Below are 21,556 nucleotides of genomic sequence, written 5' to 3'. Positions count from 1 at the left end.
ATGGCCAAGGAAAAGTTTGAACGGACCAAGCCGCACGTGAACGTCGGCACCATCGGTCACGTGGACCACGGCAAGACCACCCTGACTGCGGCAATCGCCACGGTGCTGTCCAAGAAGTTCGGCGGCGAAGCGCGTGACTACAGCCAGATCGACAACGCGCCCGAAGAGAAGGCCCGCGGCATCACGATCAACACCTCGCACGTCGAGTACGAGACGGCCAACCGCCACTACGCGCACGTTGACTGCCCCGGCCACGCCGACTACGTGAAGAACATGATTACCGGTGCTGCCCAGATGGACGGCGCCATTCTGGTGTGCTCCGCCGCTGACGGCCCGATGCCCCAGACCCGCGAACACATCCTGCTGTCCCGCCAGGTGGGCGTGCCCTACATCATCGTGTTCCTGAACAAGTGCGACATGGTTGATGACGCCGAGCTGCTGGAACTGGTCGAGATGGAAGTGCGCGAACTGCTGAGCAAGTACGACTTCCCCGGCGACGACACCCCCATCATCAAGGGTTCTGCCAAGCTGGCGCTGGAAGGCGACACGGGCGAGCTGGGCGAAGGCGCCATCATGCAGCTGGCCGAGGCGCTGGACTCCTACATCCCCGCTCCCGAGCGTGCTGTTGACGGTGCGTTCCTGATGCCGGTGGAAGACGTGTTCTCCATCTCCGGCCGCGGTACCGTGGTGACCGGTCGCGTCGAGCGCGGCATCATCAAGGTCGGCGAGGAAATCGAGATCGTCGGTATCAAGGAAACCCAGAAGACGACCTGCACGGGCGTGGAAATGTTCCGCAAGCTGCTGGATCAGGGCCAGGCTGGCGACAACGTGGGTATCCTGCTGCGCGGCACCAAGCGTGAAGACGTCGAGCGCGGCCAGGTGCTGTGCAAGCCGGGCTCCATCAAGCCGCACACCGAGTTCACCGCCGAGGTGTATGTTCTGTCCAAGGACGAAGGTGGCCGTCACACGCCGTTCTTCAACAACTACCGTCCGCAGTTCTACTTCCGCACCACCGACGTGACTGGCGCCATCGAGCTGCCGGCCGACAAGGAAATGGTGATGCCGGGTGACAACGTGTCGATCACCGTCAAGCTGATCGCCCCGATCGCCATGGAAGAAGGTCTGCGTTTCGCCATCCGCGAAGGCGGCCGTACCGTCGGCGCCGGCGTTGTTGCCAAGATCATCGCGTAATCCGAAGGAAACAAGAACATGTCCAAGCAAAAAATCCGCATCCGTCTGAAAGCCTTCGACTACAAGCTGATCGACCAGTCCGCAGCTGAAATCGTTGACACCGCCAAGCGCACCGGCGCCATCGTCAAGGGTCCCGTGCCCCTGCCGACGCGCATGAAGCGTTTCGACATCCTGCGTTCCCCGCACGTCAACAAGAGCAGCCGCGACCAGTTCGAAATCCGCACGCACCAGCGTCTGATGGACATCGTCGACCCGACCGACAAGACGGTTGACGCCCTGATGAAGCTGGACCTGCCGGCTGGCGTGGACGTCGAGATCAAGCTGCAGTAATGGCCTCGGGGCGCAAGCCCCCTGCGTGATGCAGTTCCGGACCGGGTAGCGATACCCGGTCTTTTTCGTTCCGGGATGTGGCTTTTCCATGCGTTTCGCAATACAGGCTATTGCAAAAGCAGATCAGCCGTCCTAGAATACAAGGCTTCGTGCACTTTTGCGCGCGTTTTTTGCGTGCATCCAGCCAGTGCAGGGAGTTTTATTAACAGTCTTTCACACCAACACGCGGCTGGCCAATTGCAGTCGGTCGCGGTGAAAGTTACGGAGAAAACAATGAGTCTGAGCAAACACTTGGGTTTGCTGGGCCGCAAGGTGGGCATGATGCGTGTCTTCACCGATGAGGGGGATGCGATCCCCGTCACGGTGGTGGACGTGTCCGACAACCGCGTGACCCAGGTCAAGACCGACGCCAACGACGGCTATGTGGCCCTGCAGGTCACTTTCGGCAAGCGCCGCGCTTCCCGCGTGACCAAGCCCCAGGCCGGCCATCTGGCCAAGGCCGGCGTCGAAGCCGGTGAAATCACCCAGGAATTCCGCGTGACCGACGAGGTCGCCGGCAAGTACGCCGCTGGCGCCACGCTGCCCGTCGCCGAACTGTTCTCCGTTGGCCAGAAGGTCGACGTGCAGGGCACTTCCATCGGCAAGGGCTACGCCGGTACCATCAAGCGCCACAACTTCGGTTCCCAGCGCGCTTCCCACGGTAACAGCCGTTCCCACAACGTTCCGGGTTCCATCTCCATGGCCCAGGATCCGGGTCGCGTGTTCCCTGGCAAGAAAATGACCGGCCACATGGGCGACGAGACCGTGACCACGCAGAACCTGTCCGTGGTGCGTATCGATGAAGCCCGCCAGCTGCTGATGATCAAGGGTGCCATTCCTGGCTCCAAGGGCGGCTTCGTGTCCGTCCGTCCGGCAGTCAAGGCCAAAGCAGTTGAAGGAGCCAAGTGATGCAAATCGAACTCCTGAATGACCAGGGCCAGTCCGCCGCCAAGGTGGATGCGCAGGACACCGTGTTCGGTCGTGCCTACAACGAAGACCTGGTGCACCAGATCGTCGTTGCCTACCAGGCCAACGCCCGTCAAGGCACCCGCAAGCAGAAAGACCGTCAAGAGGTCAAGCACTCCACGAAGAAGCCGTTCCGCCAGAAGGGCACCGGCAACGCTCGTGCAGGTATGACGTCTTCCCCGATCTGGCGTGGAGGCGGTCGCGCTTTCCCGAACAGCCCGGAAGAAAATTTCAGCCAGAAGATCAACAAGAAGATGTACCGCGCCGGCATGGCCGTGATCCTGTCGCAGCTCGTGCGCGACGGTCGCCTGTCCGTGGTCGATTCCCTGAAAGTGGACAGCCCCAAGACCAAGGGTCTGGCTTCCAAGTTCAAGGCCATGAATCTGGATTCCGTACTGGTGATCACCGAAGAACTGGATGAGAACCTGTACCTGGCTTCCCGCAACCTGGGCAATGTGCTGGTTGTGGAGCCGCGTTATGTCGATCCGCTGTCTCTGGTGTACTACAAGAAAGTGCTGGTCACCAAGGGTGCCATCGACAAACTGCAGGAGATGTTCGCATGAGCGCCAACAAGTTTGACGAAGGCCGTCTGATGGCCGTCCTCGTGGCTCCCGTCGTGTCCGAAAAGGCCACCCTGGTTGCCGAGAAGTCCAATGCCGTCACCTTCAAGGTGCTGCAGGACGCTACCAAGCCCGAAATCAAGGCCGCTGTTGAACTGCTGTTCAAGGTCGAGGTGACTGGCGTTTCCGTGGTCAACACCAAGGGCAAGGTCAAGCGCTTTGGCCGTTCCATCGGCCGTCGCAACAACGTGCGCAAGGCCTATGTGACGCTGAAGGAAGGCTCTGAACTGAACCTGTCCGGGGAGGCTGCTTAATCATGGCTGTTATCCAGATCAAACCGACCTCTGCTGGCCGCCGCCATGCAGTGAAGGTCTCCCGTGACCACCTGCACAAGGGTGCAGGCTACGCCCCCCTGCTGGAACCCCAGTTCCAGAAGGCCGGCCGTAACAACAACGGTCACATCACCGTGCGCCACAAGGGCGGCGGTCACCGTCACCACTATCGTGTGGTCGATTTCGTGCGCGCTGACAAGGACGGCATCCCCGCCAAGGTCGAGCGTATCGAATACGATCCGAACCGTACCGCGCACATCGCGCTGGTGTGCTACGCCGACGGCGAGCGCCGCTACCACATTGCTCCGCGCTACCTGGAAGTGGGCGCCAGCATCGTGAGCGGCTCCGAAGCGCCGATCCGCGTGGGCAACACCCTGCCGATCCGCAACATTCCGGTCGGTTCCACGATTCACTGCATCGAGCTCAAGCCGGGCAAGGGCGCGCAGATTGCACGTTCCGCCGGTACCTACGCTACCCTGCTGGCCCGCGAAGGCGTCTACGCCCAGGTCCGCATGCGTTCGGGCGAAGTGCGCAAGATCCACATCGAGTGCCGCGCCACCATTGGTGAAGTGGCCAACGGTGAACACAGCCTGCGTCAGCTGGGCAAGGCCGGTGCCAAGCGCTGGATGGGTATCCGCCCGACCGTGCGTGGCGTGGCCATGAACCCGATCGACCACCCGCATGGTGGTGGTGAGGGCCGTACCGGTACCGGCATGGCGCCTGTCGATCCGTGGGGCAACCTGACCAAGGGTTATCGTACGCGTAACAACCGCCGCACGCAGTCCATGATTGTGTCGCGTCGCAAGAAATAAGGGGTAAACAATGGCTCGTTCTCTCAAAAAGGGTCCATTCGTTGACCATCACCTGATGGCCAAGGTTGAAAAGGCCGTCGAAACCAACGACAAGAAGCCCGTCAAGACCTGGTCGCGTCGCTCCATGATCCTGCCCGAGTTCATCGGTCTGACGATCGCCGTGCACAACGGCAAGCAGCACGTGCCTGTCTATGTGACCGACCAGATGGTTGGCCACAAGCTGGGTGAATTTGCCCTGACGCGTACCTACAAGGGTCACGCTGCAGACAAAAAAGCGAAGAAATAAGGAAAGACCATGGAAACACGTGCAATTGTTCGTGGCGTCCGTCTGTCGGTCGACAAGGGCCGTCTGGTCGCCGACATGATTCGTGGCAAGAAGGTGGATCAGGCCCTGAACATCCTGACGTTCACGCAGAAGAAAGCTGCCGTGATCATCAAGAAGGCCCTGGAATCCGCCATCGCCAACGCCGAGCACAACGACGGAGCCGACATCGACGAACTGAAGGTGAAAACCATCTACGTCGAGCAGGGCCCGACGCTCAAGCGCTTCACCGCCCGCGCCAAAGGCCGCGGTAACCGCATCAGCAAGCCCACGTGCCACGTGTACGTGACGGTCGGCAACTGAAAGGTGTAAGCAATGGGACAGAAAATCCATCCTACCGGTTTCCGCCTGGCGGTGAGCCGTAACTGGAACAGCCGCTGGTACGCGAACAACCGCGACTTCGCCGGCATGCTGGCCGAAGACATCAAGGTGCGCGAGTACCTGGCCAAGAAACTGAAGAACGCTTCCGTTTCCCGCATCCTGATCGAGCGCCCCGCCAAGAGCGCCCGCATCACCATCTACTCGGCGCGTCCGGGCGTGGTGATCGGCAAGAAAGGCGAGGACATCGAGAACCTGAAGCGTGAACTGAACGCCATGCTGGGCGTTCCGGTCGCAGTGAACATCGAGGAAGTGCGCAAGCCCGAAATCGATGCCAAGCTGATCGCCGACAGCATCACGCAGCAGCTCGAGAAGCGCATCATGTTCCGCCGCGCCATGAAGCGCGCCATGCAGAACGCCATGCGCATGGGTGCACAGGGCATCAAGATCATGTCTTCCGGCCGTCTGAACGGCATCGAAATCGCCCGTACCGAGTGGTACCGCGAAGGCCGTGTGCCGCTGCACACCCTGCGCGCCGACATCGACTACGGTGTGAGCGAAGCCGAAACCACCTACGGCATCATCGGTGTCAAGGTGTGGGTCTACAAGGGCGACAACCTGGGCCGCAACGACGTGCCCGTGGCTGCCGAACCGCGTGAAGACGAGCGCCGCCCGCGCGGCCGCCGTGATGGCCGCGACGACCGTCGCAGCGACCGTCCGCGTACCCGCCGCATCGCCGGTGCAGGTAACACTGCTCCGACCGATGGCAGCGACAAGCCGGCTGAAGCCACTGGCGCAGCCCCCGCCGTTAAGCGCGTTGCGAACGCGCCCGCTGCAGCAGCGGACGGCACCGCAGCCGAATAATCCGTTCGGCTGATCCAGGAGAATAAACATGCTGCAACCTGCACGCAGAAAATACCGCAAAGAGCAGAAAGGCCGCAACACCGGCATCGCTACCCGTGGCAACACGGTGGCATTCGGTGACTTCGGCCTGAAGTCGACCGACCGTGGTCGCCTGACTGCCCGTCAAATCGAAGCTGCACGTCGTGCCATTTCCCGTCACGTCAAGCGTGGCGGCCGTATCTGGATTCGCGTGTTCCCCGACAAGCCGATCTCCCAGAAGCCTGCTGAAGTGCGTATGGGTAACGGCAAGGGTAACCCCGAGTACTACGTGGCAGAAATCCAGCCGGGCAAGATCATCTACGAAATCGTGGGTGTGCCCGAAGAGCTGGCCCGTGAAGCGTTCAAGCTGGCTGCTGCCAAGCTGCCGCTGCGCACCGTGTTCGTGTCCCGCCAACTGGGCGCCTAATCAGGAGAAGAGAAAATGAAAGCTGCTGATCTGCGCAACAAGGACGTGGCCGGCATCGAAGCCGAAATCAAGGACCTGCAGAAGGCCCATTTCGGTCTGCGCATGCAAAAGGGCACCCAGCAACTGAACAACACCGCTGCACTGCGCCAGACGCGCCGTGACATCGCACGTGCCAAGACCATTCTTGCTGAAAAGCAAGCCGCCAAGTAATCAAGGAGTGAACCAATGACGGAAGCAAAAACCTCCCTCAAGCGCACCTTGATCGGCAAGGTGGTGAGTGACAAGCGCGCCAAGACGGTGACCGTGATGATCGAGCGTCGCGTGATGCACCCGATCTACGGCAAGATCGTGATCAAGACCAGCAAGTACCACGCCCATGACGAAAATGGCGAGTACAAGATGGGCGACATCATCGAGATTACCGAAGGCCGTCCGATCTCCCGTACCAAGAGCTGGGTTGCTACCCGCCTGGTGCAGAAGGCCGCTGTGGTGTAAACCACGGACAGCCGTCCGGCAGGAATGTCCGCATTCCTGCTGCACAGGAACGCCTCACGCGAGTGGGGCGTTTTTTTTCGTCCTGCGATAGGTGCGGGCATGCGTGCAGCTCCCCGCGCGGGAAGGGAACGATTTACTCCGGGCATAATTGTCGCAAGCGAGGGGCGCCCAGCGCCCCGTTGACTCATCTTTCCGGCGAGGGATTCCGTTCATGATCACCGCACTGGTCCAGTTCAGCCTGCCCGAGGCCATCACGCGTGCGCAGGCGCGCGAAATCTTCCGCAACACGGCACCGCGCTACATCGACATGCCGGGGCTGGTGCGCAAGTACTACATCCTGTCCGAAGACGGCCGCACGGCCGGCGGCATGTACCTGTGGCGCACGCGCGAGGACGCCGATCGCGTCTACGACGCCACCTGGAAGACGTTTGTGCAGGAGAAGTACGGCGCTCCGCCTTTGCTGACCTTTTTCGACAGCCCCGTGCAGGTGGACAACCTGACGCACGAGATCCTGATCGACGAAAGCTGAGCGGCAGGCGGGCCGATGAGCCTTGAGTTGGCTTACAGCGCAGCCATCAGGTAGTGCGAGCCGGCGATCGGGTTGTGGTAGTAGGGCGGGATTTCGACGAAGCCCAGTTCCTCGTACAGCGCCCGCGCCGATTCCATGTCGTCCAGGGTATCCAGCAGCACGTGCTGGTAGCCAGCCATGCGTGCGGCATCCAGAATGCCTTCGGTCAGCAGCCGACCCAGACCGAAACCGCGGAACATGGGGCGCACGTACAGGCGTTTCATCTCGGCGGCATCGGCATAGTCGCTTTCCGGCAGCGGGCGCAGGGCGCAGCTGCCGGCTACCGTGCCGTCCACGAAGGCCAGCAGCAACACGCCTTGCGGGCCGGCATAGGCGCCGGGAAGCGAGGCAAGCTCGTCGGCAAAGTCCTGGAAGTCGAGGTCCACATTCAGGCTGTCTGCGTATTCCAGCAGCAGGGCGCGCGCCTGTTCGAGCAATTCGGGCGTGTCCGCCGCGTGCAGGGCGATATCGGGGGGAGGCAGATGGTCGCTCATGGGATTACATGTAGCTGGCGGACATCTCGCCGGCAAGCGAACTCACCCACACCATGAATCCTGCGCAGGCTGCAAACAGCAGCAGGGCCAGCAGACGCGTGGCCGCGCTGTCGCGGCTGGCCGGGGTGCCCGGCGGCAGCTGCTTGTCACCCAGCAGCATGGGCCCGACCAGATTGCGCTTGCGTGAGAGGCGATAGAACACGATGGCGCCCACATGCAGCAGCACCAAGGCGATGATCAGCGGCTTGGCCAGCTTGTGCAGGCCGGTCAGCGTGCTGACGGTGTCGTTGGACACCAGATGGGCCAGCGGGCCCGAGAATGCGATGTCATCGTAGGCAAACAGGCCGATCACGCCCTGCACCGCAAGCACCAGCAGCATGGCCCAGACGGAGAGGGCACCCATGGGGCTGTGGCCGGCATCATCCAGGGCATGGCTGTCGCCGCGCAGGTAGCGCAGGATGCGTGCCGGACTGTAGATAAAGTTGGCAAAACGCGACCAGTGGCCGCCGATCACGCCCCAGACAAGGCGAAACAGCAGCAGGGCCAGCACGCCCATGCCGGCGCGCAGGTGCCATTCCATCCACAATCCACCCACACTGCCGGTGACCACCAGGGCGACGACCAGCAGGGCCAGTGCCCAGTGGAACAGGCGGGTGGGAAGATCCCAGATGCGGACGGGAACGGTGGTGGCGGGCTCGCGGGTCATGTAGCAGGGAAGGGCAATCGGGTAATCGGAGTGGCACGGCAGCGTCGCCGCAGCCATGCCAAAATAACTTTAGCACGGTGCACGGCACCCGTGTCAGCGCGGGGCATCCTGCGCCATCGCATGCGGCCCCTTGCCGGCCCGTATCCGACTCCCCCATCCACGACGACGAGGAAACTGTTTTCATGAAAAAACTCGCCTGCCTGACCCTGGCCGCCGGCCTGTTCGCTGCACTGCCTGCCAGTGCCCAGACCTTTGCCAAGGCCGAAGACGCCATCAAGTACCGCCAGGGTGCCTTCAACGTGATCGGTTCGCACTTCGGCCCGCTGGGCGCCATGGCCACTGGCAAGATGCCCTACAACGCGCGCTCTGCCGCCGCCAATGCCGAGGTGGTGGCCTACATGGCCCGCCTGCCGTTTGCCGGCTTCATCCCGGGCAGCGACAAGGGCCAGACCAGGGCCAAGGCGGAAATCTGGAAGGACAACGCCAAGTTCAAGGCCGGTGCCGAGAAGTTCCAGGCCGAGGCCGCCAAGCTGAACACGGCGGCCAAGAGTGGTGACCTGAACCAGCTCAAGGCCGCATTTGCCGATGCGGCGCAGACCTGCAAGTCCTGCCACGACAACTTCCGCAGCAAGTAAGCCCCGGCGCCTGCACAAACAGTACAGCCCGCATCTGCGGGCTGTCTGCTTGCCGGGGCAAGAAGAGGTGGTCAGGTCTCGGCCAGCAGCTTCTCGATCAGTGTGTGCAGTTCCTTCTCGTCGGGCGCACCCACGTACTGCTTGACGATCTCCCCGCGCTTGTTCAGCAGGAAGGTGGTGGGGGTGATGGTGATGTTGCCCCAGTCACGCGCCACCTGGCCGGTATTGTCCAGTGCCACTTCGAAGGGGAGCTGGCGCGTCTTCACGAAGTTCAGCACGTAGGCTGGCGGATCGTATTCCATGGCGACGGCCACCGTGCGGTAGCCCTTGCCCTGGTACTTGTTGTAGGTGCTGACCAGCATGGGCATCTCGGCGACGCAGGTGGTGCAGCTGGTGGCCCAGAAGTTGACCAGCGTCACGTTGCCGTTCCAGGACTGGGTGGTCTTCTGGCTGCCGTCCAGCATCACGAAGCTGGACTGCGGAGCTGCATCGGGGCGCAGCGAGAAATAGGTGGCGGCGGCCACCCCGAACAGGGCCAGGAAGCCCATGATGGAAAACAGGCGTTTCATGGAAGGCGCTCTCGAAAGACGGATCTCGGGGCCGTGCTGGCTGCCGGCCCGGACGCCTAGTGTATGCGCATTGCGCCCTCGCGCGTGCCGAGACCCCGAACAGCTTGGGGCAACGCAGGGTTTTTCACGCGGGCAGACCTGAATCTCACATGCTACATTTGCTGACACTCCGTCCGGGCCGTCCGTGTCCATTCCTGACGGGCTTGCCTGCTGTAGTCCCATGTCCCTGCTCGATCGTCGCGGCGTCATCCTGGTTTTTCTGGTGTGCGCCTTCTGCTACTTCCTCTCCACGCTGCTGCGGGTGGTGACCGCGACCATTGCGCCGCAGCTCACGTCGGAGTTCAGCCTGGGCGCAGGGGCGCTGGGCCTGCTGTCCGGTGCGTATTTTCTCGGCTTCACGCTGACGCAGTTGCCGCTGGGGCACTGGCTGGACAAGTATGGTCCGCGCACCATCCTCACGCGCTTTCTGGTGCTGGCGATCCTGGGCACCCTGCTGTTTGCCTGGGCGCAGGGCCTGACCAGCCTGTTTGCCGCACGGCTGCTGGCCGGCATCGGGCTGAGCGCCTGTCTGATGGCGCCACTGGCCGGCTACCGTCGCTGGCTCGATGGCCCGATGCAGCTGCGCGCCAATGCCTGGATGCTGATGACGGGATCCCTCGGCATGGTGGCCGCCACGCTGCCGGTGCAATGGCTGTTGCCGGTGACCGGCTGGCGCATGCTGTTCGTGCTGCTTGCCATCCTGATGGCGCTGGGCATGGTGCTGGTGCTGCGGGTGTTGCCTGCCTGGCCGTCCTCTGCCGCTGCACCTGCAGGGCAGGGCAGTGCCAGGGGCGGGCTGCGCGCGGTCTGGACGCATCCGCAGTTCATCCACTACATCCCGATTGCCCTGATCAACTACGGCGCCATGACGGCCACCCAGACCTTGTGGGCCGGCCCCTGGCTCAGCCATGTCGCCGGATTCACGCCGGAACAGTCGGCACAGGGCATGTTCATCATCAACCTGCTGATGCTGCTGGCCTTCTGGCTCTGGGGGCTGCTGATGCCGCGCCTGATACGGGCGGGCATCGAGGTGGAGAGCATGATCCGCAGGGGCCTGCCGGTCAGCATGGCCCTCCTGTTGCTGGTCATCCTCGGTGGTTCCAGCCTGGGCCGATGGACGCCCTGGCTGCTGGCGGCGTTCTGCGTTACGTCCACCGTGGTGTCGCTGGCGCAGCCAATCCTGACGCAGCGCCTGCCGGTGCATCTGGCGGGGCGCTCCCTGACCTCCTTCAATCTGCTGGTGTTCGCAGGCGTGTTCCTGATCCAGTCCGGCGTGGGCCGGCTGGTGGATGCGTTGCAGCAGCGCGGCTGGATGCTGGCGGATGCCTATCGGGGTGCCTTCGGGGTGTTGCTGGCTGCCTGCGTGCTGTCGTATCTGCTGTTCCTGTGGTACAAACCGGGCCGCGCCGAAGTATCATCAGCAGAATGACCAATCCGTGTCCCTGCGCGCGCCGTACAGTTGCGCGGGCTCGGGCACTTTTCCCTGCATGAACCAGATCCTCATCATTGCCCACGAACCGCTTGCGCAGGCGTTCCGGGCGGCGGCGCTGCATGTCTTCCCTGATTGCGGCGACCGCGTGCATGCGCTCGATGTGCTGCCGCACGAAGCGCCCGAGCAGACGCTGGAGCGTGCGCGTGTGCTGCTGCAGGGCATGCCCTGTGCGGGCATGCTGGTGATGACCGACCTGTTCGGCGCAACGCCCTGCAATGTGGTGTCGCACATGCTCGAGCGGCAGGAGACACTGGGCTGCCATGCCGCCTTGCGTGGCGTCACCGGACTCAACGTGCCCATGCTGCTGCGTGCGGTCTGCTACGCGGGGCTTCCTCTGGACGAGATGCAGGAGCGCGCGCTCAGCGGCGGTGCCCAGGGCATCATGCCGCTCACCTGCAATCTGGGTGCCTGCGACCAGGACGTGAAAGAATGATTCAGCAAGCCATCACCATCAGCAACAAGCTCGGGCTGCACGCCCGTGCCTCGGCCAAGCTCACCAAGCTGGCCGGCTCCTTCCCGTGCGAAGTGTGGGTCTCGCGCGGCAGCCGCCGCGTCAATGCCAAGAGCATCATGGGCGTCATGATGCTGGCGGCCGGCATCGGCACCGAAATCACGCTGGAAACCAGCGGCGAACGCGAGCAAGAGGCCATGCAGGCGCTGGCGGACCTGATCAACGACAAGTTCGGCGAAGGCGAGTGAGGATGCGCGGATGACGATATCGATCCACGGCATAGGGGTGGGCCGAGGCGTGGCGATCGGGCGCGCGGTGGTGATTGCGTCCAGCCGCTCCGATGTGGGGCACTATTTCATCGAGCCGGAACAGGTCGAGGCAGAAATCGCCCGGGTGCACGCGGCGCGCGACGATGTGGTGCAGGAAATCCAGCTGCTATTGGCCACCATGCCCAAGGAAATGCCGGGAGAGCTGGCGGCACTGCTCGAAGTGCACATGATGCTGCTGCAGGACGACGAGATCTTCAGCGGCGTGCGCTACTGGATCGCGGACCGTCTCTACAACGCCGGCTGGGCCCTGTCCACCCAGTTCGAGCGGCTGGCGCGCCAGTTCGACGAGATGGAGGACCCCTACCTGCGCGAGCGCAAGCTCGATCTGGAGCAGGTGATCGAGCGCATCATCAAGCGCATCCAGGGCCAGCAGACGCTGCTGGCGGTGCAGGAAAGCGGACGCCACGAAGCCAGCGAGGCCGGCCTGCTGGGCGAGGATGCCACGGACGTGCCGCTGGTGCTGGTGGCGCATGACCTCAGTCCGTCCGACATGCTGCAGTTCCGTCAGAGCGTGTTCAAGGGCTTTGTCACCGATGTGGGCGGCAAGACCTCGCACACGGCCATCGTGGCGCGCAGCATGGGCATTCCGGCCGTAGTGGGTGCCCGTACCGCCAGCCAACTGGTGCGGCAGGACGACTGGGTCATTATCGATGGCGATGCCGGCGTCATGCTGGTCAACCCGTCCACCATCACGCTGGACGAGTACCGCTTCCGCCAGCGCCAGGACGCGCTGGACCGTTCGCGCCTGCTGCGTCTGGTCAATACGCCGGCCGTCACGCTGGACGGCGAGAAAATCGAGCTGCTGGCCAATATCGAGCTGCCCAAGGATACCGAGGCCGCGCTGGCTGCCGGCGCTGTCGGCGTGGGCCTGTTCCGCAGCGAATTCCTGTTCATGGGCCGCAACCACCACCTGCCCGGCGAAGAGGAGCAGTACCAGGCCTATGTGCGCGCGCTCGAGGGCATGCGCGGGCTGCCGCTCACCATCCGCACCATCGACGTGGGTGCCGACAAGCCGCTCAACGACAGCGTGCCCGATGCCGCCCACCTCAACCCCGCACTCGGCATGCGCGCCATCCGCTGGAGCCTGGCCGAGCCGGCCATGTTCCTCACGCAGCTGCGCGCCATCCTGCGCGCCGCGGCTTCCGGGCGCATCCATGTGCTGATTCCCATGCTGGCCCATGTCAGCGAGATCCGGCAGACCTTGCAGATGCTGGACACGGCGCGCAGCCAGCTCGATGCGCGCGGCGTGGCCTACGGGGAGGTCGATCTGGGTGCCATGATCGAGGTGCCTGCCGCTGCGCTCACGGCGCGCCTGTTCCTCAAGTATTTCGACTTCCTGTCGATCGGCACCAACGACCTGATCCAGTACACGCTGGCCATCGACCGGGCCGATGAATCGGTGGCGCACCTGTACGACCCGATGCACCCCGCCGTGTTGCAGCTGCTGGCCGACACCATCCGTGCGGCGCGTGACATGGGCAAGCCGGTCAGCGTGTGCGGCGAAATGGCCGGCGACACGGCATTTACCAAGCTGCTGCTGGGTCTCGGCCTGCGCAGCTTCTCCATGCACCCGGCGCAGATTCTTGCGGTCAAGCAGGAGATCGTGCGCTCCGATACCAGCAAGCTGGTCGACTGGGCACAGCAGGTGCTGCAGAGCGAGGATCCCGCGGCTGCGATGGCGCAGAAGCCCTGAACTCGGGCGCTGCAGCGGCGGGAGAGGACCGGGCTGGCGTGCCACGCAGCCCGGTCCCGAGACGGATATCAGACCGGCATCACCCGCAGCGCCTGCATGCTGTCCGCCTGCAGGCTCGGATCGTCCAGTGCATCGCCTTCCACGATGGCCTGAGCCGGTTGCGCCAGCAGCTCGCGCAGGAAATTGGGCTGGGCCAGCAGGGCTTGGTGCGTGGCGCCGTTGTACAGCTGCAGGTCGCGCAGTCCCAGCTCGGCAATGCGTGCATCCACGGCGGCGGCATCGAGCGCCAGCGGATCGGTGCTGTCCGAGGCCACGGCCATGGCCCAGAGCGTGCCATACAGCGGCACATACTGCAGATACGGGCGCACCACGCCGAACACAGAGCGCAACGAAGCCACGATACGTGCCAGCGTCTCCGGACGGTGGATGGGCGACTGGATGTGCAGCGACAGCACGCCGCCCGGAGTAAGCTTGCTGCGGCAGGCCGCATAGAACTCGCGCGTGTACAGCGCCACGGCGGGGCCGAAGGGATCGGTCAGGTCCAGCACGATCTGGTCGAAACGCTCCTCGCATTGCTCCACGAAGGCGCGGCCATCGCCAAGCAGCAGCTCCAGCCGCGGATCGTCGAAGGCACCGCGGTGGACGGCGGGCAGCCATTCGCGCGCCATCTCCACCACATCGGCATCAAGCTCGGCCAGCACCACGCGCTGCATGTCGGGGTGCTTGAGCAACTCCTCGGCCGCTCCGCCATCGCCGCCGCCAATGATCAGCGCCGAACGCGGGCGTCCGAAGGACACCGCGGGCAGGTGGATCATCGGCTCGTGGTAGAAGAACTCATCCCGTTCCGAGGTCATGAAGCAGCCGTCGATGCGCATGGCGCGGCCGAACAGCGGCGTGTCCAGGATCTCGATGTGCTGCATGGGCGAGCGGCGCTCCGCCAGCAGTGCGTCTGCGCGCACGTAGAAGCCGAAATCGTCGGTGAGCGCTTCCAGTGCGTAGCTGCCCTTCGCAGCAGGTGCTGGGGCGCTCATGCGCGCACGACCCGGTGCAGGTGCGGCTCGGCCGGATTGAAGGCGTCCTTCAGCTGCCTGAACAGCGCTTCGGCCTTGCCGGAGTTGTCCTGCGAATAGCTGCAGACGTACACATCCAGCGTCACGTAGTCATCCTCGGGCCAAGTGTGCAGCGACAGATGCGACTCTGCCAGCACCACCATGCCGGTGACTCCACCCCCCTCGCCAAAGCTGTGAAACAGGCTGCCCACCGAGGTCAGCCCGGCCTGTTCGACGGCCTGCAGGCAGAAGGCCTCGATGGCTGCCGCGTCGAGCATCAGGCTGTCGTCGCAATCGCAACCGTACAGGTCGCCGATCAGATGCAGGCCGGGTGCCTTGCGCGCCACATGGGCGGCAGCGGTGCGGGCCGGCTGGCCGAGAAGGGTATGAGTTGATGTGTGCATCACGCATCTCCACGATGAAGGTGGCAACAGAGACCGGGCCGAAGCACGATCGCGAAGCAGCGTCGCGGGACACTGACTGACGTCTGCCACTGCGCCGGGCAGGACAGAAGATGGGCGGCTCGCAGGGAGCCGAGAAAGCCCATCAGTCTAACATGGGGATTAAATTGTTCAAAATCAAGGGCTTATTCTGGCAGGCGGTGCAAGGATATCGCTTTGGCCGACCCTGCGTGAGCGTGAAGGCTGGCGTTTGTTTCCGTAGCTGCCGGACAGTCATTCCCTGGTGCCGGGCCGTGCTCCGACCACTGCTGCACCCACGATCAGCAGGGTGGCCAGCGCCAGCAGCTCGCTCGGCGTCTGCCCGCGGCTCCAGAGCAGCATGGCGGTGGAGAGCAGGGGGGTGAGAAAGGCCAGCAGGCCCACGGTACGCGGATCGGTGCGCTTGAGCGCCGCATCCCACACAAAGAAGGCGCCGCCGAGCGGGCCGATGCCGAGCAGGGCAATCAGCCCCCAGTCGCGCAGCGACAGGGCCACCGGCGCCTCGAAGGCCCAGTGGAACAGCAGCGAGCCGATGCCGGCCAGCAGGCAGAAACCCCCGATGGCGGACGTGCGGAAGGGTGGCACGCGCTGGCTCAGCAGCGAATAGCAGGCCCAGGTCAGCGCGGCTGCCAGTGCCAGCAGATAGCCGGTCAGCGTGGAGCCATCCAGCGCTGTCGTGAGTGAACTGCCGCCGGCGCGGGCACCGTCCAGCAGGGCCAGCACCGCCCCGGCAAAGCCGATCACCGCCGCAGCCAGATGCTGCCAGCGGAAACGCATGCCGCGCAGCAGCAGCGGCGCCAGCACCACGATGCCCAGCGGCCACAGGTAGTTGAGCAGATTCACCTGCACCGGCGGCGCCAGCTGAAAGGCGGCAAACAGCAACGCGTGATAGCCGAGCAGGCCGACAAAGCCCACCAGCAGCGTCGCAAAGGGAACCTTCCAGTCCGCCCAGCGCCCGCGCGAGAGCGGCAGGGCCACCAGCGACCCGACCAGCAGCCCGAGCCCCGTCAGAAGAAACGGCGGTACATGGCGCAGGCTCACCCCCAGCGTGGCCAGGCTGGCCCACAGCAGGATGGCCGCCAGGGCGAACAGCACGCCCTGCCGGCCTTGCGAACGGAGCATTTACTTGCTCTCGGCAGGGGTCGCCGCGCCAGCCGCCATGGCCTGCTGGTCGGCATGGTAGGAACTGCGCACCAGCGCGCCCACGGCGGCATGGCTGAAGCCCATTTCCTTGGCCTTTTCCTCGAACATGCGGAAGGTGTCCGGATGCACGTAGCGCTTGACCGGCAGATGGCTGTTGCTCGGCGCCAGATACTGGCCGATGGTCAGCATGTTGATGCCATGGTCGCGCATGTCCTGCATCACCTCGAGGATTTCCTCGTCCGTCTCACCCAGGCCCACCATCAGGCCGCTCTTGGTCGGCACATCGGGGAACAGGGCCTTGAACTTCTTCAGCAGGTTCAGCGAGAACTGGTAGTCGCTGCCCGGGCGGGCCTGCTTGTACAGGCGCGGCACGGTTTCCAGGTTGTGGTTCATCACATCCGGCGGCGCCGCCTTCAGGATCTCCAGCGCACGGTCGTCGCGACCGCGGAAGTCGGGCACCAGCACCTCGATCTGCGTGTTCGGCGACAGCTCGCGCGTCTTGCGGATGCAGTCCACGAAGTGCTGCGCCCCCCCATCGCGCAGATCGTCACGGTCCACGCTGGTGATCACCACGTACTTCAGGCGCAGCGCGGCAATCGTGCGCGCCAGGTTTTCCGGCTCGTTCGCGTCCAGCGGATCGGGCCGGCCGTGGCCCACGTCGCAGAACGGACAGCGGCGCGTGCACTTGTCGCCCATGATCATGAAGGTGGCCGTGCCGTGGCCGAAGCATTCACCGATGTTCGGGCAGCTGGCTTCCTCGCACACCGTCACCAGCTTGTTCTGGCGCAGGATGTCCTTGATCTCGTAGAAGCGCGTGCTCGGGCTGCCCGCCTTCACGCGGATCCAGTCCGGCTTGCGGAGGATCTCGTGCTGCTCCACCTTGACCGGAATGCGGCTCAGCTTGGCGGCGGCTTTCTGCTTGGCAGAGGGGTTGTAGGTGTCGGTGCTCTGCGCCTCGCGCACGACAGGGCTGCTGCCGGCGGGAGCGGAAGGGTTCTGGCTGCTCATGGTTGTCTCTGATCTTGAATGCCGCAGTGTAAACGCTGCGCCCGTTCCGCTCCAAACCGCGCGTGTCAGCCCGCCGGAACACAGGGATAAGCCGCAGCGCCCCTGACGACTCGGGCAGTATGCCCGCGACGCATGGTCAGGGCGCCAGCCGGGAGGCCAGCATCCCGCCCAGCCGCTGCGCCGCTTCCTCCCAGCTGGTGTGCACGCCGCAGGAGGCCAGATCCACCGTCTGCAGCCCGCTGTAGCCGCAGGGGTTGATGCGGTGGAAGGGTTCCAGATCCATGGCGACGTTCAGCGCCACGCCGTGGTAGCTGCAATGGCGGCTCACCTTGATGCCCAGCGCCGCGATCTTGCCCAGTCCGGCAAATTCCTGACCCGGCAGGCGCGGTTCGTTCAGCGCGGCATGCGCAAAGGGGTCGTCCAGCCGCACGTAGATGCCGGGGGCGCCAGCCACGCGGTGGCCCGTCACGCCATAGCCGGCCAAAGTGCGCAGCACCGCCTCCTCGATCCGGTACACCAGCTCCTTCACGAAATAGCCGGCGCGCTGCAGGTCGATCAGCGGATACGCCACCACCTGCCCGGGGCCGTGGTAGGTCACCTGACCGCCCCGGTTGGTCTGCACCACCGGAATGTCACCGGCCGCCAGCACATGCTCGGCCTTGCCGGCGAGCCCCTGCGTGAACACGGGCGGGTGCTCGCACAGCCAGATCTGGTCCGGTGTCCCTGCCGTGCGCGCATCGGTGAAGGCGCGCATTTCCTCGAAGGCGGTGGCATAGTCCAGCCGGCCGCGCCACACCAGTTCGGGCTGCATTTACAGCACCACCTTCACCATGGGGTGGCTGGTCAGGGTGCGGTAGAGCTCGTCCAGCTGTTCGCGGCTGGTGGCACGCACGGTGATCGTCACGCCCAGGTACTTGCCGCTGGAGCTTTCGCGCAGTTCCACGGTGCTGGCGTCATAGCCGGGATCGAACTGCTTCGCGATATGGGTGATGGCATGGACGAAGCCGTCCACGCGCTCGCCCATCACCTTGATCGGAAAATCGCAGGGATACTCGATCAGCGATTCGCGTGCAGGAGGCGTTTGGGAGCTGGAATCAGACATGGTAAAACAGTCGGGTAATGGTTGACGTGTGCGTAAAAGGCAACAGGGCCGGAAGCCGGCTGCCTGCGGGCGTTTCGTGGCCCAAAAGAGGGAATTTGCCCCCAGATGGGCCCGTCCTGCGCAATTTGCAAGCCCTTTTTGGCGCAGCACGCCGGACCGGAGCGTGGCCGCCAGTGTACCTGCGATGCCCGAACGCGCCGATTCGTCACCGAAACCCCCGTTTTGCCGACACTTGCGTGCAGTTCCTTCAACAACACTTTCAAAAAATGGATGCCTAGGTATTTACCTTGGGGGATGCCTGCGTATAATGCCGGTCGACGGTATGTGCCCAACTGTATGCGGGGTAGCGCTTTGTAAATAGGCAGGATCCCGTGGACAAATACCAGCCCTTCGACGACGAAACCGAACAGGAAGAGATAATTCCCTGGACTGCCGAGCAGGCCCGGGCCTGGCGGGAAGCCAACCCCACCCCTTCGCTCTGGCGACTGTGGCGGATACAGGTGGCAGTCGGTGGGGTGCTGGTGCTGCTGGTCTGGTTGCTGCAGATGCAGGCCGGCTGGCGGTTCGGGGTGGTGCCGTCGGCGGCGTTTGGCGTTCTTGCCGTGCTGGGTCCCTCTGCGCTGGCCACGGCTGGTGTGTTGCGGGGCTGGCGCAGGCAGATGCAAGCACAGCGAAAGGTTGGTGGTGCAGGATTGAGCTTTGCCACGATACTGATGTGGGAGGGCTTCAAGGTGCTCTTCACCATCGCCCTGCTGGCGCTTGCGCCGCAGGTGCTGCGCGAATGGATGAGCTGGCCGGCCATGCTGGCGGGCTTTGTGGTGACGCTGAAGGCGTACTGGTGGGCGTGGATACGCGGCCAGGCGCGGGCGCACTGACAGGATTTGGTATTAGACGGATTGAACACTATGTCTGGAAACGTTGATCAAGCGGTAAACCACGCGCCTACGGCAAGTGAATACATCGTTCACCACCTGCAGCACATGCAGTACAACTTCAGTCTGGAGGCAGTGAAGCAGAAATCGATTGTCGATTTCAGCCTGTTCAACCTGGACTCCGTGTTCTGGTCCGTCCTGATGGGCGTGCTGGGCTGCTGGCTGCTGTGGCTGGGTGCCCGCAAGGCCACTTCCGGCGTGCCGGGCCGCTTCCAGGCTGCCGTCGAGATCATGGCCGAAATGGTCGAGAACCAGGCCAAGGGCGTGATCCACAACGCCAAGAGCCGCAAGCTGATTTCCCCGCTGGCCCTGACCGTGTTCGTCTGGATCTTCCTGATGAACGCGCTGGACCTGCTGCCGGTCGACCTGCTGCCCGAAATCTGGGCCAAGAGCTACGCCGCTGCCGGTCACGACCCGCACCACGCCTACATGCGCATCGTTCCCACCGCCGACCTGTCCACCACGCTGGGCCTGTCTGTTGGCGTGCTGCTGGTCTGCCTGTTCTACAACATCAAGATCAAGGGCCTGGGTGGCTGGGCACATGAGCTGGTGGCTGCTCCGTTCGGCAACCACTGGGCGCTGTATCCGGTCAACTTCCTGATGCAGATCATCGAATACGTGGCCAAGACCGTCTCTCACGGCATGCGACTTTTCGGCAACATGTTTGCCGGTGAACTGGTGTTCATGCTGATCGCGCTGATGGGCGGTGCCTGGGCACTGAACGGTACCGGCATTGGCCTGGCCATTGGTCATATCATTGCAGGTTCGGTGTGGGCCATCTTCCACATCCTGATCATCACGCTGCAGGCCTTCATCTTCATGATGCTGACGCTGATCTACACCGGTCAGGCCCACGAAGCACACTGATCACCCCTTCCCGTTTTTTCCTTTCTTACTTTTCCACCAACCTTTAGGAGCTTTTCATGGAAAACATTCTCGGCCTCGTCGCACTGGCTTGTGGTCTGATCGTCGGTCTGGGCGCTATCGGCGCATCGATCGGTATTGCGCTGATGGGCGGCAAATTCCTGGAGTCCTCCGCTCGCCAGCCCGAGCTGATCAACGAACTGCAAACCAAGATGTTCATTCTGGCCGGTCTGATCGACGCCGCCTTCCTGATCGGTGTTGCCATCGCCCTGCTGTTCGCATTCGCCAACCCCTTCACCGTCTAATTCTGTTCACCTTTCATGACCGAAAGGGGGTAACATGAATATCAATGCAACACTAGTTATCCAGGCTATCGTCTTCGGTATCCTCGTGTGGTTCACCATGAGCTACGTGTGGCCGCCGATCATGAAGGCACTGGACGAGCGGGCGCAGAAAGTTGCCGACGGTCTGGCTGCGGCCGACAAGGCCAAGGCAGATCTCGCCTCGATGAACAAGAAAGTCGAGCAGGAGCTGTCCGCTTCCCGCAATGATGCCGCCGTGCGCCTGGCTGATGCCGAGCGTCGTGCCCAGGGCATCATCGAAGAAGCCAAGGCCAAGGCCGTCGAGGAAGGCAACAAGATCATTGCTGCCGCCCAGGCCGAAGCCCAGCAGCAGGTGTCCCGTGCGCGTGACTCCCTGCGTGACGAAGTCGCCAGTCTGGCTGTCAAGGGCGCCGAACAGATCCTCCGCAAGGAAGTCAATGCCAACGTGCATGCCGATCTGCTCAACCGCCTCAAGGCCGAGCTGTAATTAAGGGAAGAACATGGCTGAACTTGCAACCATTGCTCGTCCTTATGCGCAGGCGCTGTTCGAAGCCAGCACCGGCAAGCTTGGTGAAACCGCCCAGTGGCTGGAACCCCTGGCTACTGTGGTCGGCAACCCCGAACTGCAACAGGTCGCTGCCAGCCCGAAACTGGGCAGCAACCAGCTGTTCGAGCTGATTGCAGGTTTGATGCCCGTGGCCCTGCCCGCGGACGGCAACAATTTCCTGCGCACGGTGCTGCAGAACGGGCGCCTCGCGGCACTGCCCGAGATCGCGCGCCAGTACGAAGCCCTCAAGAACGCCGCCAGCGGCGCTTCCAATGCCACCATCTACAGCGCATTCCCCATCGAAGGCGCAGAGCTGGCAGACCTGACGGCCCGTCTGGAGCAACGCTTCAAGGCCAAGCTCAACGTGAGCGTGGTGCAGGACAGCGATCTGATCGGTGGTGTACGCGTGGTCGTGGGTGACGAAGTGCTCGACACCTCGGTCAAAGCCCGTATTGAACAAATGAAACAGGCGCTGACTGCGTAAGCGGGCCGGGTCTG

At 63.5% G+C, this 21,556-nt stretch carries 32 protein-coding genes; 23 read left to right on the top strand and 9 right to left on the bottom strand.

Annotated elements, in window-relative coordinates:
* The 13 genes from tuf to BMW28_RS11870 all read left to right on the top strand — a co-directional run bounded on the left by tuf (position 1) and on the right by BMW28_RS11870 (position 7,203).
* Positions 1–1,191, top strand: coding sequence for an elongation factor Tu (gene tuf / locus BMW28_RS11930; RefSeq protein WP_091815611.1), 1,191 nt, complete (start codon positions 1–3; stop codon positions 1,189–1,191).
* Positions 1,192–1,209: 18 nt separating this feature from the next.
* Positions 1,210–1,521 (top strand): 30S ribosomal protein S10, encoded by a 312-nt coding sequence (gene rpsJ / locus BMW28_RS11925; RefSeq protein WP_054257904.1) that lies wholly within the window; start codon positions 1,210–1,212, stop codon positions 1,519–1,521.
* 273 nt (positions 1,522–1,794) lie between these two features.
* Positions 1,795–2,469, top strand: coding sequence for a 50S ribosomal protein L3 (gene rplC, locus BMW28_RS11920; protein ID WP_091818243.1), 675 nt, complete (start codon positions 1,795–1,797; stop codon positions 2,467–2,469).
* Entirely contained in the window at positions 2,469–3,089 is a 621-nt protein-coding gene (gene rplD, locus BMW28_RS11915) for a 50S ribosomal protein L4 (RefSeq protein ID WP_091818241.1), read from the top strand. The genes rplC and rplD overlap by 1 nt, the downstream gene beginning before the upstream one ends.
* A complete protein-coding gene (gene rplW / locus BMW28_RS11910) occupies positions 3,086–3,400 on the top strand; it encodes a 50S ribosomal protein L23 (protein ID WP_091818239.1) in 315 nt (104 codons plus the stop codon). The genes rplD and rplW overlap by 4 nt, the downstream gene beginning before the upstream one ends.
* Positions 3,401–3,402: 2 nt before the next feature.
* A complete protein-coding gene (gene rplB, locus BMW28_RS11905; protein WP_091818237.1) occupies positions 3,403–4,230 on the top strand; it encodes a 50S ribosomal protein L2 in 828 nt (275 codons plus the stop codon).
* A gap of 10 nt (positions 4,231–4,240) precedes the next feature.
* Complete coding sequence (rpsS, locus tag BMW28_RS11900; protein ID WP_091818235.1) at positions 4,241–4,516, top strand: 30S ribosomal protein S19; 276 nt, start codon at positions 4,241–4,243, stop codon at positions 4,514–4,516.
* Positions 4,517–4,525: 9 nt separating this feature from the next.
* Positions 4,526–4,855, top strand: a complete 330-nt coding sequence (gene rplV, locus BMW28_RS11895; protein ID WP_091818234.1) for a 50S ribosomal protein L22 — start codon at positions 4,526–4,528, stop codon at positions 4,853–4,855.
* A gap of 12 nt (positions 4,856–4,867) precedes the next feature.
* Complete coding sequence (rpsC, locus tag BMW28_RS11890) at positions 4,868–5,734, top strand: 30S ribosomal protein S3 (RefSeq protein ID WP_091818232.1); 867 nt, start codon at positions 4,868–4,870, stop codon at positions 5,732–5,734.
* Positions 5,735–5,762: 28 nt separating this feature from the next.
* Complete coding sequence (gene rplP, locus BMW28_RS11885) at positions 5,763–6,179, top strand: 50S ribosomal protein L16 (protein WP_091818230.1); 417 nt, start codon at positions 5,763–5,765, stop codon at positions 6,177–6,179.
* 15 nt (positions 6,180–6,194) lie between these two features.
* A complete protein-coding gene (gene rpmC, locus BMW28_RS11880) occupies positions 6,195–6,389 on the top strand; it encodes a 50S ribosomal protein L29 (protein ID WP_091818229.1) in 195 nt (64 codons plus the stop codon).
* 15 nt (positions 6,390–6,404) lie between these two features.
* Complete coding sequence (gene rpsQ / locus BMW28_RS11875; protein WP_091818227.1) at positions 6,405–6,674, top strand: 30S ribosomal protein S17; 270 nt, start codon at positions 6,405–6,407, stop codon at positions 6,672–6,674.
* A 211-nt stretch (positions 6,675–6,885) separates the two neighbouring features.
* Positions 6,886–7,203 carry a YdhR family protein gene (locus tag BMW28_RS11870; RefSeq protein ID WP_091818225.1) on the top strand — a complete coding sequence of 106 codons (318 nt, stop codon included), beginning with the start codon at positions 6,886–6,888 and terminating at the stop codon, positions 7,201–7,203.
* A gap of 32 nt (positions 7,204–7,235) precedes the next feature.
* On the opposite strand, the gene BMW28_RS11865 is transcribed toward BMW28_RS11870, so the two are convergent.
* Positions 7,236–7,736: a GNAT family N-acetyltransferase gene (locus BMW28_RS11865; protein ID WP_200785795.1), complete on the bottom strand. Its 501-nt coding sequence runs from the start codon at positions 7,734–7,736 to the stop codon at positions 7,236–7,238.
* Positions 7,737–7,740: 4 nt separating this feature from the next.
* Positions 7,741–8,442, bottom strand: a complete 702-nt coding sequence (locus tag BMW28_RS11860) for a cytochrome b/b6 domain-containing protein (protein ID WP_091818248.1) — start codon at positions 8,440–8,442, stop codon at positions 7,741–7,743.
* Between the two features lie 182 nt (positions 8,443–8,624).
* Between BMW28_RS11860 and BMW28_RS11855 the strand changes: the two genes are divergently transcribed.
* Complete coding sequence (locus BMW28_RS11855; protein WP_091818223.1) at positions 8,625–9,077, top strand: c-type cytochrome; 453 nt, start codon at positions 8,625–8,627, stop codon at positions 9,075–9,077.
* A gap of 71 nt (positions 9,078–9,148) precedes the next feature.
* Here the strand turns inward: BMW28_RS11855 and BMW28_RS11850 are convergent, their stop codons facing one another.
* The gene (locus BMW28_RS11850) at positions 9,149–9,646 is read right to left on the bottom strand and encodes a TlpA family protein disulfide reductase (protein WP_091818221.1); all 498 of its coding nucleotides are present in this window, start codon (positions 9,644–9,646) and stop codon (positions 9,149–9,151) included.
* 220 nt (positions 9,647–9,866) lie between these two features.
* Here BMW28_RS11850 and BMW28_RS11845 point away from each other — a divergent pair, with 220 nt between their 5' ends.
* Genes BMW28_RS11845 through ptsP form a run of 4 tightly spaced genes read left to right on the top strand, consistent with a single transcriptional unit; the run spans position 9,867 to position 13,650 of the window.
* Positions 9,867–11,114, top strand: coding sequence for an MFS transporter (locus BMW28_RS11845; protein WP_091818219.1), 1,248 nt, complete (start codon positions 9,867–9,869; stop codon positions 11,112–11,114).
* 58 nt (positions 11,115–11,172) lie between these two features.
* Positions 11,173–11,610: a PTS sugar transporter subunit IIA gene (locus tag BMW28_RS11840; RefSeq protein ID WP_091818217.1), complete on the top strand. Its 438-nt coding sequence runs from the start codon at positions 11,173–11,175 to the stop codon at positions 11,608–11,610.
* Complete coding sequence (locus tag BMW28_RS11835; protein WP_091818215.1) at positions 11,607–11,876, top strand: HPr family phosphocarrier protein; 270 nt, start codon at positions 11,607–11,609, stop codon at positions 11,874–11,876. The genes BMW28_RS11840 and BMW28_RS11835 overlap by 4 nt, the downstream gene beginning before the upstream one ends.
* A gap of 10 nt (positions 11,877–11,886) precedes the next feature.
* Positions 11,887–13,650: a phosphoenolpyruvate--protein phosphotransferase gene (gene ptsP, locus BMW28_RS11830; protein ID WP_091818213.1), complete on the top strand. Its 1,764-nt coding sequence runs from the start codon at positions 11,887–11,889 to the stop codon at positions 13,648–13,650.
* A 68-nt stretch (positions 13,651–13,718) separates the two neighbouring features.
* Here ptsP and speE read toward each other — a convergent pair whose 3' ends face one another.
* The 6 genes from speE to BMW28_RS11800 form a co-directional block, all read right to left on the bottom strand.
* Complete coding sequence (gene speE / locus BMW28_RS11825) at positions 13,719–14,681, bottom strand: polyamine aminopropyltransferase (protein WP_091818211.1); 963 nt, start codon at positions 14,679–14,681, stop codon at positions 13,719–13,721.
* Entirely contained in the window at positions 14,678–15,103 is a 426-nt protein-coding gene (speD, locus tag BMW28_RS11820) for an adenosylmethionine decarboxylase (protein WP_091818209.1), read from the bottom strand. The genes speE and speD overlap by 4 nt, the downstream gene beginning before the upstream one ends.
* Before the next feature lie 270 nt (positions 15,104–15,373).
* Positions 15,374–16,261: a DMT family transporter gene (locus BMW28_RS11815; RefSeq protein WP_091818207.1), complete on the bottom strand. Its 888-nt coding sequence runs from the start codon at positions 16,259–16,261 to the stop codon at positions 15,374–15,376.
* The gene (gene lipA / locus BMW28_RS11810; protein WP_091818205.1) at positions 16,262–17,290 is read right to left on the bottom strand and encodes a lipoyl synthase; all 1,029 of its coding nucleotides are present in this window, start codon (positions 17,288–17,290) and stop codon (positions 16,262–16,264) included. It abuts the gene before it with no gap.
* A 136-nt stretch (positions 17,291–17,426) separates the two neighbouring features.
* Positions 17,427–18,101: a lipoyl(octanoyl) transferase LipB gene (gene lipB, locus BMW28_RS11805; protein WP_091818203.1), complete on the bottom strand. Its 675-nt coding sequence runs from the start codon at positions 18,099–18,101 to the stop codon at positions 17,427–17,429.
* Positions 18,102–18,392 carry an HP0495 family protein gene (locus BMW28_RS11800; RefSeq protein ID WP_091818201.1) on the bottom strand — a complete coding sequence of 97 codons (291 nt, stop codon included), beginning with the start codon at positions 18,390–18,392 and terminating at the stop codon, positions 18,102–18,104. It abuts the gene before it with no gap.
* Between the two features lie 371 nt (positions 18,393–18,763).
* On the opposite strand from BMW28_RS11800, the gene BMW28_RS11795 reads away from it, so the two are divergent.
* Genes BMW28_RS11795 through BMW28_RS11775 form a run of 5 tightly spaced genes read left to right on the top strand, consistent with a single transcriptional unit; the run spans position 18,764 to position 21,542 of the window.
* On the top strand, positions 18,764–19,267 hold the full coding sequence (locus BMW28_RS11795; RefSeq protein ID WP_091818200.1) for a hypothetical protein: 504 nt from the start codon (positions 18,764–18,766) through the stop codon (positions 19,265–19,267).
* A gap of 30 nt (positions 19,268–19,297) precedes the next feature.
* Complete coding sequence (atpB, locus tag BMW28_RS11790; RefSeq protein WP_091818198.1) at positions 19,298–20,191, top strand: F0F1 ATP synthase subunit A; 894 nt, start codon at positions 19,298–19,300, stop codon at positions 20,189–20,191.
* Positions 20,192–20,247: 56 nt separating this feature from the next.
* The gene (gene atpE, locus BMW28_RS11785) at positions 20,248–20,493 is read left to right on the top strand and encodes a F0F1 ATP synthase subunit C (protein ID WP_091818196.1); all 246 of its coding nucleotides are present in this window, start codon (positions 20,248–20,250) and stop codon (positions 20,491–20,493) included.
* A gap of 34 nt (positions 20,494–20,527) precedes the next feature.
* Positions 20,528–20,998 carry a F0F1 ATP synthase subunit B gene (locus BMW28_RS11780; RefSeq protein ID WP_091818194.1) on the top strand — a complete coding sequence of 157 codons (471 nt, stop codon included), beginning with the start codon at positions 20,528–20,530 and terminating at the stop codon, positions 20,996–20,998.
* A gap of 13 nt (positions 20,999–21,011) precedes the next feature.
* The gene (locus tag BMW28_RS11775; RefSeq protein ID WP_091818192.1) at positions 21,012–21,542 is read left to right on the top strand and encodes a F0F1 ATP synthase subunit delta; all 531 of its coding nucleotides are present in this window, start codon (positions 21,012–21,014) and stop codon (positions 21,540–21,542) included.
* Positions 21,543–21,556: the final 14 nt, after the last annotated feature.

The organism is Allobrachymonas denitrificans DSM 15123 (assembly GCF_900110225.1).
Classification (GTDB): domain Bacteria; phylum Pseudomonadota; class Gammaproteobacteria; order Burkholderiales; family Burkholderiaceae_C; genus Brachymonas; species Brachymonas denitrificans.
Note: the sequence above shows the minus strand (reverse complement) of the source record. Positions and strands in the feature narration are given on the sequence as shown.

Bases quoted from the DNA above. Each gene is read 5' to 3' on its own strand.
- tuf (WP_091815611.1), top strand. From the start codon at position 1: ATGGCCAAGGAAAAGTTTGAACGGACCAAGCCGCACGTGAACGTCGGC.
- rpsJ (WP_054257904.1), top strand. From the start codon at position 1,210: ATGTCCAAGCAAAAAATCCGCATCCGTCTGAAAGCCTTCGACTACAAG.
- rplC (WP_091818243.1), top strand. From the start codon at position 1,795: ATGAGTCTGAGCAAACACTTGGGTTTGCTGGGCCGCAAGGTGGGCATG.
- rplD (WP_091818241.1), top strand. From the start codon at position 2,469: ATGCAAATCGAACTCCTGAATGACCAGGGCCAGTCCGCCGCCAAGGTG.
- rplW (WP_091818239.1), top strand. From the start codon at position 3,086: ATGAGCGCCAACAAGTTTGACGAAGGCCGTCTGATGGCCGTCCTCGTG.
- rplB (WP_091818237.1), top strand. From the start codon at position 3,403: ATGGCTGTTATCCAGATCAAACCGACCTCTGCTGGCCGCCGCCATGCA.
- rpsS (WP_091818235.1), top strand. From the start codon at position 4,241: ATGGCTCGTTCTCTCAAAAAGGGTCCATTCGTTGACCATCACCTGATG.
- rplV (WP_091818234.1), top strand. From the start codon at position 4,526: ATGGAAACACGTGCAATTGTTCGTGGCGTCCGTCTGTCGGTCGACAAG.
- rpsC (WP_091818232.1), top strand. From the start codon at position 4,868: ATGGGACAGAAAATCCATCCTACCGGTTTCCGCCTGGCGGTGAGCCGT.
- rplP (WP_091818230.1), top strand. From the start codon at position 5,763: ATGCTGCAACCTGCACGCAGAAAATACCGCAAAGAGCAGAAAGGCCGC.
- rpmC (WP_091818229.1), top strand. From the start codon at position 6,195: ATGAAAGCTGCTGATCTGCGCAACAAGGACGTGGCCGGCATCGAAGCC.
- rpsQ (WP_091818227.1), top strand. From the start codon at position 6,405: ATGACGGAAGCAAAAACCTCCCTCAAGCGCACCTTGATCGGCAAGGTG.
- BMW28_RS11870 (WP_091818225.1), top strand. From the start codon at position 6,886: ATGATCACCGCACTGGTCCAGTTCAGCCTGCCCGAGGCCATCACGCGT.
- BMW28_RS11865 (WP_200785795.1), bottom strand. From the start codon at position 7,736: ATGAGCGACCATCTGCCTCCCCCCGATATCGCCCTGCACGCGGCGGAC.
- BMW28_RS11860 (WP_091818248.1), bottom strand. From the start codon at position 8,442: ATGACCCGCGAGCCCGCCACCACCGTTCCCGTCCGCATCTGGGATCTT.
- BMW28_RS11855 (WP_091818223.1), top strand. From the start codon at position 8,625: ATGAAAAAACTCGCCTGCCTGACCCTGGCCGCCGGCCTGTTCGCTGCA.
- BMW28_RS11850 (WP_091818221.1), bottom strand. From the start codon at position 9,646: ATGAAACGCCTGTTTTCCATCATGGGCTTCCTGGCCCTGTTCGGGGTG.
- BMW28_RS11845 (WP_091818219.1), top strand. From the start codon at position 9,867: ATGTCCCTGCTCGATCGTCGCGGCGTCATCCTGGTTTTTCTGGTGTGC.
- BMW28_RS11840 (WP_091818217.1), top strand. From the start codon at position 11,173: ATGAACCAGATCCTCATCATTGCCCACGAACCGCTTGCGCAGGCGTTC.
- BMW28_RS11835 (WP_091818215.1), top strand. From the start codon at position 11,607: ATGATTCAGCAAGCCATCACCATCAGCAACAAGCTCGGGCTGCACGCC.
- ptsP (WP_091818213.1), top strand. From the start codon at position 11,887: ATGACGATATCGATCCACGGCATAGGGGTGGGCCGAGGCGTGGCGATC.
- speE (WP_091818211.1), bottom strand. From the start codon at position 14,681: ATGAGCGCCCCAGCACCTGCTGCGAAGGGCAGCTACGCACTGGAAGCG.
- speD (WP_091818209.1), bottom strand. From the start codon at position 15,103: ATGCACACATCAACTCATACCCTTCTCGGCCAGCCGGCCCGCACCGCT.
- BMW28_RS11815 (WP_091818207.1), bottom strand. From the start codon at position 16,261: ATGCTCCGTTCGCAAGGCCGGCAGGGCGTGCTGTTCGCCCTGGCGGCC.
- lipA (WP_091818205.1), bottom strand. From the start codon at position 17,290: ATGAGCAGCCAGAACCCTTCCGCTCCCGCCGGCAGCAGCCCTGTCGTG.
- lipB (WP_091818203.1), bottom strand. From the start codon at position 18,101: ATGCAGCCCGAACTGGTGTGGCGCGGCCGGCTGGACTATGCCACCGCC.
- BMW28_RS11800 (WP_091818201.1), bottom strand. From the start codon at position 18,392: ATGTCTGATTCCAGCTCCCAAACGCCTCCTGCACGCGAATCGCTGATC.
- atpB (WP_091818198.1), top strand. From the start codon at position 19,298: ATGTCTGGAAACGTTGATCAAGCGGTAAACCACGCGCCTACGGCAAGT.
- atpE (WP_091818196.1), top strand. From the start codon at position 20,248: ATGGAAAACATTCTCGGCCTCGTCGCACTGGCTTGTGGTCTGATCGTC.
- BMW28_RS11780 (WP_091818194.1), top strand. From the start codon at position 20,528: ATGAATATCAATGCAACACTAGTTATCCAGGCTATCGTCTTCGGTATC.
- BMW28_RS11775 (WP_091818192.1), top strand. From the start codon at position 21,012: ATGGCTGAACTTGCAACCATTGCTCGTCCTTATGCGCAGGCGCTGTTC.